Source organism: Providencia sp. (assembly GCF_052096715.1).
Lineage (GTDB): Bacteria > Pseudomonadota > Gammaproteobacteria > Enterobacterales > Enterobacteriaceae > Providencia.
In genome coordinates this window covers 1-12,111 of sequence record NZ_JBQDNB010000023.1, presented here as the reverse complement: position 1 = coordinate 12,111, position 12,111 = coordinate 1, and the positions used below count along the sequence as shown (strand labels likewise).

Annotated in this window: 8 protein-coding genes; 5 read left to right on the top strand and 3 right to left on the bottom strand. The window is 40.9% G+C overall.

Translation table 11 applies throughout. From position 1 onward, the window contains the following. The first annotated feature begins 147 nt into the window (after window positions 1-147). On the top strand, window positions 148-2,682 hold the full coding sequence (gene mrcB / locus ACTH6U_RS15730) for a bifunctional glycosyl transferase/transpeptidase (RefSeq protein WP_434719557.1): 2,535 nt from the start codon (window positions 148-150) through the stop codon (window positions 2,680-2,682). A gap of 121 nt (window positions 2,683-2,803) precedes the next feature. On the opposite strand, the gene hemL is transcribed toward mrcB, so the two are convergent. Then, on the bottom strand, window positions 2,804-4,093 hold the full coding sequence (hemL, locus tag ACTH6U_RS15725; protein WP_441832586.1) for a glutamate-1-semialdehyde 2,1-aminomutase: 1,290 nt from the start codon (window positions 4,091-4,093) through the stop codon (window positions 2,804-2,806). Between the two features lie 280 nt (window positions 4,094-4,373). On the opposite strand from hemL, the gene erpA reads away from it, so the two are divergent. After that, a complete protein-coding gene (erpA, locus tag ACTH6U_RS15720) occupies window positions 4,374-4,718 on the top strand; it encodes an iron-sulfur cluster insertion protein ErpA (protein ID WP_294104899.1) in 345 nt (114 codons plus the stop codon). 193 nt (window positions 4,719-4,911) lie between these two features. Here erpA and btuF read toward each other — a convergent pair whose 3' ends face one another. Both btuF and mtnN read right to left on the bottom strand, forming a co-directional pair. Beyond that, window positions 4,912-5,736 carry a vitamin B12 ABC transporter substrate-binding protein BtuF gene (btuF, locus tag ACTH6U_RS15715; RefSeq protein ID WP_441832585.1) on the bottom strand — a complete coding sequence of 275 codons (825 nt, stop codon included), beginning with the start codon at window positions 5,734-5,736 and terminating at the stop codon, window positions 4,912-4,914. A gap of 84 nt (window positions 5,737-5,820) precedes the next feature. Next, window positions 5,821-6,513 carry a 5'-methylthioadenosine/S-adenosylhomocysteine nucleosidase gene (gene mtnN, locus ACTH6U_RS15710; RefSeq protein WP_294104895.1) on the bottom strand — a complete coding sequence of 231 codons (693 nt, stop codon included), beginning with the start codon at window positions 6,511-6,513 and terminating at the stop codon, window positions 5,821-5,823. A 244-nt stretch (window positions 6,514-6,757) separates the two neighbouring features. On the opposite strand from mtnN, the gene dgt reads away from it, so the two are divergent. The 3 genes from dgt (at window position 6,758) to relA (ending at window position 12,048) form a co-directional block, all read left to right on the top strand. Further along, window positions 6,758-8,281, top strand: coding sequence for a dGTPase (gene dgt / locus ACTH6U_RS15705; RefSeq protein WP_294104893.1), 1,524 nt, complete (start codon window positions 6,758-6,760; stop codon window positions 8,279-8,281). Between the two features lie 187 nt (window positions 8,282-8,468). Beyond that, complete coding sequence (rlmD, locus tag ACTH6U_RS15700) at window positions 8,469-9,800, top strand: 23S rRNA (uracil(1939)-C(5))-methyltransferase RlmD (RefSeq protein ID WP_294104891.1); 1,332 nt, start codon at window positions 8,469-8,471, stop codon at window positions 9,798-9,800. Window positions 9,801-9,816: 16 nt separating this feature from the next. Continuing rightward, window positions 9,817-12,048: a GTP diphosphokinase gene (relA, locus tag ACTH6U_RS15695; RefSeq protein WP_294104889.1), complete on the top strand. Its 2,232-nt coding sequence runs from the start codon at window positions 9,817-9,819 to the stop codon at window positions 12,046-12,048. The last annotated feature ends 63 nt before the right edge of the window (window positions 12,049-12,111 follow it).

The window sequence follows — 12,111 nt, the reverse complement described above, 5'->3', positions numbered from 1 at the left end:
TGAAAGGTCGCAATAGGTTGTCATTGAGTAAGGAAATGTAATTAAGAGCTTTCCCCAGTGAAACCTCTTACATTATGAGCCAAAATTCATCACTATGTGCCTAGAGCTGCCTATTAGTCGTTAAGCAATAAGTGATATGGAGTAACCATGTCCGGTAAAGATTATGAACCAATCGGTAGACGCAAAAAAAAGTCTGCTGAGAAAAAAACATCCGCATCACGCGGTCGTAGAAATCGTGATGATTATGATGATGAAGATTTATTCGAAGACGATGATGATATTGATGAGCAATATCTCGATGATGAAGATGAAGAAGAGCAAATGGCTAAAAAAGGTTCAAACAATAAAAAACCACGTAAAGTGAAAAGCAAATGGCGTTGGTTTTGGCTATTAGTCAAACTAATGGTCGTCGCTGCTGTTTTACTGGCGGCTTATGGTTTTTATTTGAATCAACAAATTAAAGAACGCCTTGATGGCAAAGTGTGGGATCTCCCCGCTGCCGTTTATGGGCGCATGGTGAACCTTGAACCAGGCATGGATTATAGCCAGGCTGAGATGGCACGCTTGCTTGAAGGTATGCAATATCGAAAAGTCAGTAAAATAACCACCTCTGGCGAATTTGTAGTGCGTGGAAATAGTATTGAAATCTTACGCCGCCCGTTTAATTTCCCTGACCAAAAAGAAGGGCAAATACTGGCGCGCTTAGTGTTTGAAAATGATGCTCTCAGTAAAATTGAGAACATGGAAAATGGCCGCTCATTTGGCTTTTTCCGCTTAGATCCTAAACTGATTACGATGATGCAATCAGCGAATAATGAGCAACGTTTGGTTTTGCCATTAGCTGATTTCCCGGAGTCATTGGTTAAAGTTCTGCTTGAAACTGAAGATAGAAATTTTTATGAGCATGATGGTGTTAGCTTATATTCTATCGGTCGTGCAGTCGTGGCAAACTTGACCGCAGGGCGCTCTGTTCAAGGGGGAAGTACCTTAACTCAGCAGTTGGTTAAAAACCTATTTTTAACCAATGAGCGTACCTTGAAACGTAAAGCGACTGAAGCCTATATGGCTGTGTTGTTGGATTATAATTACAGCAAAGAACGTATTCTTGAGCTTTATCTTAACGAAGTATTTTTAGGGCAAAATGGTAATGACGAAATTCGCGGTTTCCCTTTAGCGAGTTTGTATTACTTTGGTCGTCCGATTAACGAATTAAGTTTTGACCAACAAGCTTTATTAGTAGGTATGGTTCAAGGTGCATCAACTTATAATCCTTGGACTAAACCTCAAAATGCGATTAAACGTCGTAATATTGTGTTGAAAATACTTGAAACACGTAATGTTATCGATAAAGACATGTATGAATTGCTCAGTGCGAGGCCATTAGGGGTTAAATCGAGAGAAGGGCTTGTTGCTTCTCAGCCTGCATTTATGCAAATGGTACGCTTAGAGCTAAATGAAAAGTTAGGCGATCAAATTAAAGAGCTCTCAGGGGCGAAAATTTTCACGACTCTTGATCCTGTCGCACAAACTGCCGCAGAAAATGCAGTAGAGGCGGGTGTTGCTGATTTACGTAAAACTCGGAAATTAGATGATCTTGAAGGTGCAATGGTTGTTGTTGATCGTATCAATGGCGAAGTGAGAGCCATGGTAGGGGGATCTCAACCTCAATTTTCTGGATTTAATCGTGCACTAAATGCGCGTCGCAGTATTGGATCGTTAGCAAAACCGCCTGTTTATTTAGCGGCATTGAGTGAACCAGATCGCTATCGTTTAAATACTTGGCTCAAAGATGAACCATTGACAGTAAAAGTGGGAAATCAAACGTGGAGCCCAAGAAACTATAGCCGTAACTTTAATGGCCGAATGATGCTGGTGGATGCTTTGGCTAAATCACAAAATATTCCAACCGTAAATTTAGGGCTAGATATCGGCCTTGATCAGATAGTGAATACGTTTGTGCGTCTAGGCGCACCATCGGCAGCGATGGAAAAAGTACCTGCAATGCTGTTAGGCGCCATAAATTTAACTCCTGCTGAAGTGGCGCAGGTTTATCAAACGATTGGTGGCGACGGCAACCGTGCTAAATTATCAGCACTGCGTTCTGTTATCGATGGTGATGGTAAGGAAATCTACCAAAGCTACCCTTCTGCGGAGCGTGCAGTTCCATCACAAGCCGCATATCTTGCGTTATATGGTATGCAACAAGTGGTTCAGCAAGGTACAGGGCGTGTTTTATTAACCAAATACAGTAAATACAATTTAGCGGGTAAAACCGGAACCACCAACGATTTACGCGATAGCTGGTATGCCGGAATTGACGGTAAAGAGGTTGCTATTGTTTGGGTTGGGCGAGACAACAATGCGCCGACTCAACTGACGGGTTCCACAGGCGCATTGAAAGTTTATCAGCGCTACCTTGATAACCAAGCACCTTTGGCTCTGTTCAATCGAGCGCCAGAAGGTATTGTGGATATGCGTGTCATGATGGACGGGCAATTTAGCTGCTCAGATTTAGGTGGTGGTAGAATATTACCGGTTTGGACTGATGATCCTCAAAGCTTGTGCCAAACATCTACAGCGCAAGATCCTGTTTGGGATTTGAATGGTTCAAATGAAAAACCGAAGGAAGAGGATGCGCCAGATTGGGTTAAAGATATGTTTGGTGACACGCCTAGCCAGTAGTTTTTGACATATTTTAAGTTGTAGCATTAGGTATGTTGGCTAGCTGCAACTGGAATTTTTAAATAAAAAAATAGGCGCTATCATGAGTTTGATAGCGCCTATTTCATTTAAGGGCAAAAAACTATTCGGCTTTGATTTTTGCTAACGCGACTTCTGCGGCTTTAATGGTTTTTTCAATATCTGCATCACTGTGAGCAATTGACATAAAACCAGCTTCAAATGCGGATGGTGCTAAATAAATGCCTTGTTCTAACATTGAGTGGAAGAACTTTTTAAAGCGCTCAACATCGCATTTCATCACGTCTTGATAGCAAGTTACGCTTTTTGCATCGGTGAAGAAAATTCCAAACATACCACCCACATGGTTGATCACCATTGGAATGCCTTGCTCTTGTGATACGCGAATTAGCCCGCGAGCTAGTTTTTCAGTTAATTCGGTGAGGCGTGAATGAACACCAACTTGAGATACTTCCTTCAAGCACGCAAGGCCTGCGGCCATCGCGACAGGGTTACCTGATAATGTACCAGCTTGATAAACCGGGCCAATAGGTGCCAGTTTTTCCATAACGTCAAGACGACCACCAAATGCGCCAACAGGCATTCCACCACCAATGATTTTACCTAAGCAGGTAAGATCAGGTTGAACATCGTAATAGTCCTGTGCACCGCCTAATGCGACACGGAAACCCGTCATAACTTCATCAATGATTAAGAGTGCATTGAATTCATCACATAAGGCACGAAGGCCGGGTAAAAACTCTGCATTTGGTGGTACACAGTTCATATTACCAGCGACAGGTTCTACAATGACACAAGCGATTTCTTCTGGATAATTTTCAAAAGCCTGACGAACAGTAGAAAGGTCGTTATAGGTGCAGGTTAATGTATGTTTAACGAAATCCTCAGGAACACCTGGAGAGTTTGGTTCACCCATCGTCAGTGCGCCAGAACCCGCTTTTACTAATAAGCAATCTGCATGACCGTGATAACAGCCTTCAAACTTGATAATTTTGTCGCGCCCTGTATAGCCGCGAGCAAGACGGATAGCACTCATGGTGGCTTCTGTACCTGAGTTCACCATGCGAACCATGTCCATTGAGGGAACTAAGTTACAGACTAATTCAGCCATTTCGACTTCGGCAGCTGTGGGTGCGCCAAAGCTCAAGCCTTTATGGACAGCTTTAATCACTGCATCGCGTATAGCCGGATGGTTATGACCAAGCACCATAGGTCCCCAAGAACCCACGTAATCGACGTAGGCTTTACCATCGACATCATAAATATAGGCGCCATCAGCGCGATCAACAAATACCGGGGTACCACCAACACCGTTAAAAGCGCGCACTGGAGAGTTAACACCACCAGGGATAGAGCGTTGTGCTTCTTCATATAATTCGACAGAATGGCGCATTGCAGGGCTCCTAAAAAAGCTAAACAAAAATATTTTCCATATTCTAAAGCACTGAACCAATTAAACCAAATACTGAACCCAAGTTATGTAGAATGTGCGAATTCGATAACAACACTTGAACGATTTAATCATGTGAAGGATAATTAGGTTAATTGATCTGAGTAGGTTATCTGCTTTAAAACATTCAGCCGCAGTTAAGTGTAATCAACAATGCTGTGGTTTGATGTATAATGAATATAGCTTACACATGTATTTACCGGTCACCGGTCTGGAGTAAGAAATGAGTAATGATGCAGCTTTACCATTGCAGTTTACTGACGCGGCAGCAATTAAAGTTAAAGATCTTGTGTCTGATGAAAACAACCCGAATCTGCGCCTACGTGTTTATATCACCGGTGGCGGTTGCAGTGGTTTCCAATATGGTTTCACTTTCGACGATCAAATTAACGACGGTGATATGACTATAGAAAAACAAGGTGTGGCACTTGTTGTTGACCCGATGAGCCTACAATATTTGGTCGGCGGAAGTGTCGATTATACCGAGGGTTTAGAAGGTTCGCGCTTTATTATCACAAATCCAAATGCTAAATCGACTTGTGGATGCGGTTCTTCCTTTAGCGTTTAATTTGGCACATTTCGAGCTGTGGCGTTGTTGGCTTCTCTCGGATATTCGGGTCACGTACTTATGTACGCTCCCCAAGATATCCTCGCTTGTCGCCTAGCCACAACTCGGACTATTTTGGATTATAACCTACTATAAAATAAGCTATATTTAGATAATTTTTCGACACATCAACACATCAACTAACTAATAATATTTATTTTTGGTGATTCAGTTGTTCACATAATGCTTGTGTGGCATTGATAATGCGTGGTCCTGCGCGATGAAACCAATCTTCATTTAAACGAATAATCGGTATATCTAATTGTGAATGCCAAAATGCTTTGACAGCATCTTCTTGTGTTTTATTTCCAGTCATGACAATCACATCAGGTTTACGAGTGAGTACTTGCTCTCTGCTTACTTGTGGCCACTGTACTGCACTATTTGCAAAAATATTTTCACCGCCACAAAACGTCACGACATCATTTTGAATGGTGTGATCGCCTGCACTAAAAAGTGGTTGTGTTCCTAGCTGAATAAACACGCGTTTAGCTTGCTTATTGGATGTATTTTGCTGTTTTAGTTGAGCTAAATTAGCTTTCATTTTCGTGATATTTTGTTGTGCTAGCTCAGGATTAGGGCTGTATTGTGCTAATTCATCGATAGCGAGAATCACGTGATCAATACTTTGTGGATCTAAATAGACAATAGGAATACCTAATGCGGCGAGCTGATCCAGTGGCCGCTGTGGGTTACCACCTCGCCAAGCTAGCAGTAAATCAGGCTTGAGTGTAATAATGCGTTCGACGTTTAAACCTTGCCAATCAGAAACTTGTTCTAATTGTTTAGCTTGTTCTGGGTAATCTGAATAAGCGCTAACGGCGATTAAGCTATCACCGAGGCCTGCGGCATAGGCTAGCTCAGTATTCGCGGGTGATAGGCTAATAACGCGTTGTTTTGGCGCACAAAGTGCGGGTGATATCAAAAATACAAATAATAAGGCAGTTACTGCTGGTAGGATAAAGTTGATTTTTTTCATCGCTATCATCTTGTTTAATTATGATATTGAATTAATAGACTTAGCTATCTATTCACTAAGTCTATTAAGCTAATACTGAATATATTAAGCGAGTTCAGCCAGTATGGCATTAATCATTAATGATGACTGACGTGCAGCAACAGGAAGAAATTCATCGAAACTTGTATGGGATTCTTTATCTGCAACATCAGAAATTGCGCGAACGACGACAAAAGGTACGGCAAACTGATAGCAAACTTGCCCGATAGCAGTCGCTTCCATTTCAACGGCTGCAACTTGTGGGAAAGTGGCTTTGATGCGAGCTAAAGGTTCTGCGCCATTGATGAAAGCATCACCACTACAGACTAAACCACGAACTGCATTCATCGACAGTTGTGAAATACATTTTTCAGCAACTTCAATGAGTTTTTGGTCAGCAACAAAGGCAGGAGGACATTGTGCCATTTGGCCAGGTTCATAACCAAAAGCGGTGACATCAGCATCGTGGTAGCGTACTTCAGTCGAGACAACGATATCTCCTACATTTAAACGTGAGTCTAATCCGCCGGCAGAGCCCGTATTAATAATTACATCGGGTTGAAAATGTTCTATTAATAGTGTCGTTCCAATCGCGGCTGCAACTTTACCAATACCTGATTTTAGTAAAGCAATATCTGCACCATTAATTTTACCCGTATAAATTTCACAACCTGCACGGCTGAGTGTTTGACAATCTTCAATTTGAGAGCGAAGAATAGCTATTTCTTGCTCCATTGCACCGATTATACCGATTTTCATTATTTCTCCTTTCCCTATCTACCTTGCTTGGCAGCAATTTAAATTATTTAGGGTAAATGTTCGCCATCGTGCTATAACACGAACGAGATAAAATATCCGCGATGCTTTGTATTGTAGATTTTTACTACGAATTGAGCTTGCGAATATATATTAAAAAGATACACAAAGTGTAACATTGAAACGTAAATTTTGGGCTGTTTTTCCAATGCTTGAAGACTAATAAATAAAAAGATAAGGGGCAGATGTGGACGATATTAACTTTTTAAAAAAACTGAGTTTTCAGCGCAACTATAAAAGTGCTATCAGTCAAAAAGTTTCTGCTGATGATGAAGACGCTGTAAATCGTTTATTTGAAAGTGATCGCGGACGAATTATTAATTCTGCTGCTATTCGTCGTTTACAACAAAAAACCCAAGTTTTTCCTCTAGAACAAAATGCCGCTGTGCGCAGTCGACTGACCCATTCATTGGAGGTTCAGCAAGTAGGGCGGTACATTAGTAAAACTGTACTGAGTGATTTAAAAAAGAAAAAATTACTCGAAGAGTATGGATTAACTGAACGTTGTGATGCCTTTGAAAGCCTCGTAGAAATGTCATGTCTGATGCATGATATTGGTAATCCCCCTTTTGGACATTTTGGCGAAGCGGCAATTCAACGTTGGTTTAGCGCCTTACTTGCACCAAGTTATATTTTTACCGAAGAAACACCAGACCCTTGTCGAATCAAAGCGCTTCAATTAACCGGAAACAAAAAACAAGATTTGTTTCGTAGGCAATTAAAGCAAGATCTCTGTTCATTTGAGGGAAATGCACAAGGGCTGAGAATGGCTCATCGACTATTGAAATTGAATTTAACCTATGCTCAGGTTGGTTCTATTTTGAAATATACCCGAGGCGCCTACGATCTTGAGCCTATCCCTGCCGAATTTGATTATTTGATGAAAAAGCCAGGTTATTACTGGTCTGAAGCTGATTTTGTGAGTGAACTGACTAAAAAATTAGATATGGAGAGATATTGCCGTTTTCCTTTGACCTATATTATGGAAGCGGCTGACGATATTTCTTATTGTATCGCTGATTTGGATGATGCTGCTGAGAAAGGTATTTTTACTGTAGAGCAGTTAATTGATCATTTGAAAGCCGAGTGGGGGGAGGTCAAACAAGGTGATTTGTTCGAGCAAACCATCATGCGGGCTTATAATAATATTAGTGAAAACCATACTAGGCGCATTCAGCAAGATCAATTTTTTATGTATCTACGTGTCAATATTACAGGAAAATTAGCTTATTACAGTGCGCAGCGTTTTATTCAAAACCTCCCTGAAATTTATCATGGGCGTTTTAATAGCGCATTATTGGAAGATAAAAGCCCTGAGCATCGGTTATTAAAAGTATTGAAAACGGTCGCTTTTAAACACGTATTTAACCATCATGAAGTTGAAGAGCTGGAGTTACAAGGTTATCGCATTATTAGTGGCTTATTAGATGTTTATAGCCCGTTATTAATGATGGATAGAGCGGAATTTTCTTCGCTGGTAGAACATAATTTCCATAAACATTTTTTTATTGAAACACGTTTATTTCATAAATTGTCAAACAAACATCGTTTATCCTATGCTGAAGCTTTAGAAAAAGTGTCGGCAACGAATGAATCAGATAAATCCATCCTAGAATTTTATTATCGAGCAAGATTAATTCAAGATTATATTAGCGGCATGACAGATCACTATGCCTATGAAGAATATCGTAAATTTATGGTGAGTAATTAGACATAATTGATTTTTGAAAGAGCATTAAGCGAGAAAAACTTATCAGTGGTAAATAATTTTGCTTAAAAAGCTGCTATTATGATCAGCTGTATTCTTAATTCGAATGCGACAGCATAAATTAGCTGTAATTTAGAATTGAGAAAATATAATATTATTTTTTGCAACTTATTACCTCGTAGTGACTATTATGGCCCAATTTTACTCGCCGAATCGCCGTACCACCCAGCGCCGTCAATTAACGGTAATTGCTGATAGTCTTGATGCCGCGGGGCAAGGTGTTGCCCGCGTTGAAGGCAAAGCTATCTTTGTAACAGGACTATTGCCTGGAGAAGAAGCTCAAGTAGAACTGACCGAGGATAAACGTCATTTTGCTAAAGCAAAAGTTATCAAACGTTTTAATCATAGTTTGCAAAGAGTTAAACCTCACTGCCGTTATTTTAACCAGTGTGGTGGTTGTCAGCAGCAACATGTAGATATCTCATTACAGCGAGAAAGCAAAGCCAAAGCGCTACAGCATTTAATGGCAAGAGAAACAGGAAGTAACCTAGAAGCAATCCCTGTTATCAGTGGTGAAGCATATGGTTACCGCCGCAGAGCTCGTCTTGGATTACAATATCAACTAAAAAATAAACATTTGGTGATGGGATTCCGTCAAACACAATCGAATACCTTAGTTGATATAAAAACTTGCCCAGTTTTACATCCTGCGCTTGATGCGCTCATTCAACCTTTATCTGAATGTCTAAATCAACTTAGCATTGCACCTAAATTAGGGCATGTAGAGCTCATTAATGCTGATAATAGTAAAATAGTACTTATCAGACATTTGGCTCCCTTTAAGATATCAGATAGAAAATTATTAGCGGATTTTGAACAACAGAATAACGTGTCAATTTGGCTCGCGGGTGATGAAGATAAACTACAGTCGCTGACACCATCAACGTTGATACCTGAATATCAAGTCGCAGGCGAGGTATTACAGTTTAATCCCCTTAACTTTATCCAAGTCAATGCTGAAATAAATCAGCATATGGTGAAGCAAGCGATAGAGTGGTTAGATATAAAATGTGACGATAGAATATTAGACCTTTTTTGTGGAATGGGTAACTTTACGTTGCCGATGGCTCGCTTGGCTAAATTTGTCGTTGGCGTTGAAGGTGTTGAAAATTTAGTCGAACAAGCAACAAATAACGCTAAGCGCAATTCTATTTATAATACAGCGTTCTATAATGAAAACTTGGAAGCACAAATTCATACGCAACCTTGGGCTGTCGAAGGGTTTAATAAAGTATTGCTTGATCCCGCCAGAGCAGGCGCTGCTGGCGTAATGGAACATTTAATTAAACTGATGCCAGAAAAAATTGTCTATGTTTCTTGTAACCCAACAACATTAGCCAGAGACAGCAAGCAATTGCTTGAGGCAGGGTATCGGTTGCTACATTTGCGGATGTTGGACATGTTTCCGCACACCAGCCATCTGGAGTCAATGGCGCTATTTATTCTTAGCCCAGAGGGTTAACAGGTAGGGAAAAAATATGGTTGCAGTAAGAAGTGCACATCTTACCCCAGCAGGTGAGTTCGCCCCAGAAAAGTGGGTTAGCGGTCTGGGATTAAATAATAAACAATCAGAAGAAAAGCTCATCCATACCTGGCAGTATTGTCATGATAAATTATCAGGACAAGAAATAGGCCCTCTATTGCTATGGCGCGGCATCGAGATGACCGAAATTTTATCCACATTGAGTATGGATATCGGAAGTCTGCAAGCGGCCTTACTATTTCCTTTAGTTGATGAAAAAAAACTAGATGATCAAGCCGTTATTGATGAGTTTGGGTCATCCATTTATGAGTTAGTGAAAGGCGTACTGGAGATGGACGCCATTCGCCAACTTAAAGCGACTCAATCGAGTGAAACTAGCTCCGTTCAAGTTGATAACATCCGTCGTATGTTGTTGTCGATGGTGGAAGATTTTCGTTGCGTTGTTATCAAATTAGCTGAGCGAATTGCCCATTTACGTGAAGTTAAAGATGCTAGCGAAGAAGAGCGCGTACTGGCAGCGAAAGAGTGTTCTAATATTTATGCACCATTAGCAAATCGTTTGGGTATTGGCCAATTAAAATGGGAGTTAGAAGATTTCTGTTTCCGTTATCTACATCCTGATGAATACAAAAAAATCGCTAAATTGTTGCATGAACGCCGTATAGACCGCGAAGATTACATCGATAATTTTGTCAGTACATTGCGTAAATATATGCTTAAAGAGCAGATTCAGGCTGATATTTATGGCCGTCCTAAGCATATTTACAGTATTTGGCGAAAAATGAAGAAAAAGGCATTGGCATTTGATGAATTATTCGATGTTAGAGCCGTGCGTATTGTGGTTGAGCGTCTACAGGATTGCTACGCCGCTTTAGGGATTGTGCATACTCATTTTCGTCATCTTCCTGATGAATTTGATGATTATGTCGCAAATCCAAAGCCAAATGGTTATCAATCTATTCATACCGTGGTTCTTGGCCCTAATGGTAAAACCCTTGAAATACAAATACGCACTAGGCAGATGCATGAAGATGCAGAGCTGGGCGTCGCGGCGCACTGGAAATATAAAGAAGGTGCAACCGGTCTTGGAAAAGATAGTGGCTATGAACACCGTATTGCATGGTTGCGTAAGTTAATTGCGTGGCAGGAAGAAATGTCAGATTCTGGCGAAATGTTGGATGAAGTTCGCAGCCAAGTATTTGATGATAGAGTGTATGTCTTTACGCCAAAAGGTGATGTGGTTGATTTGCCAACAGGCTCAACGCCACTAGATTTTGCTTACCATATTCATAGTGATGTTGGACACCGTTGTATTGGTGCAAAAATAGGTGGGCGTATTGTTCCATTTAGCTATCAATTGCAGATGGGTGACCAGATAGAAATTATTACCCAAAAACATCCTAATCCTAGTCGTGATTGGCTTAATCCTAATCTTGGATATGTCACGACCAGTCGTGGGCGAGCAAAAATTCAAAATTGGTTCCGTAAGCAAGACAAAGATAAAAACATCCTCGCAGGACGCCAGATTTTAGATGGGGAATTAGCACAGCTTGAAATTAGCATTAAAGATGCAGAGAAATTGCTGATAGCTCGTTATAACGTTCATTCATTGGATGAAGTGTTAGCAGGTATTGGCGGCGGTGATATTCGTATTAATCAACTGGTGAATTTCTTACAAGGTAAGTTTAATAAAACGACTGCTGAAGAAGCTGACCGTGCAGCAATGAAAACCTTGGAAAGCAAATCAACGGTACCACGTGCACCTTCTCATGATAGCGGCCGTGTCGTCGTCGAGGGTGTCGGTAACTTGATGCACCATATCGCTCGCTGCTGCCAACCAATACCCGGTGATGAAATCGCAGGATTTATCACGAAAGGGCGTGGAATTTCTATTCATAGTATTAATTGTGAACAATTAGCTGACTTACAAAGTCATGCTCCTGAACGTGTTATAGACGCTGTCTGGGGGGAGAACTATTCAAGTGGCTATTCTCTAGTTGTCAGGGTCGTCGCAAATGACCGCAGTGGGTTATTGCGTGATATCACGACTATTTTAGCTAATGAAAAAGTGAATGTATTGGGAGTAAGCAGCCGCAGTGATGTAAAACAGCAGCTAGCAACTATCGATATGACGATTGAAATCCATAATTTACAGGTATTGGCGCGGGTTCTTACTAAGCTGAATCAGTTGCCAGATGTTATTGAAGCGAAACGCCATTCCCAATAATATTCTTCATATTTCGAGCTGTGGCGTTGTTGGCTTCACTCGGTTACTCGGGTCACATACTTT

Excerpts from the sequence above, each read along its gene's own strand:
- mrcB (WP_434719557.1), top strand. The coding sequence starts at position 148 with ATGTCCGGTAAAGATTATGAACCAATCGGTAGACGCAAAAAAAAGTCT.
- hemL (WP_441832586.1), bottom strand. The coding sequence starts at position 4,093 with ATGCGCCATTCTGTCGAATTATATGAAGAAGCACAACGCTCTATCCCT.
- erpA (WP_294104899.1), top strand. The coding sequence starts at position 4,374 with ATGAGTAATGATGCAGCTTTACCATTGCAGTTTACTGACGCGGCAGCA.
- btuF (WP_441832585.1), bottom strand. The coding sequence starts at position 5,736 with ATGAAAAAAATCAACTTTATCCTACCAGCAGTAACTGCCTTATTATTT.
- mtnN (WP_294104895.1), bottom strand. The coding sequence starts at position 6,513 with ATGAAAATCGGTATAATCGGTGCAATGGAGCAAGAAATAGCTATTCTT.
- rlmD (WP_294104891.1), top strand. The coding sequence starts at position 8,469 with ATGGCCCAATTTTACTCGCCGAATCGCCGTACCACCCAGCGCCGTCAA.
- relA (WP_294104889.1), top strand. The coding sequence starts at position 9,817 with ATGGTTGCAGTAAGAAGTGCACATCTTACCCCAGCAGGTGAGTTCGCC.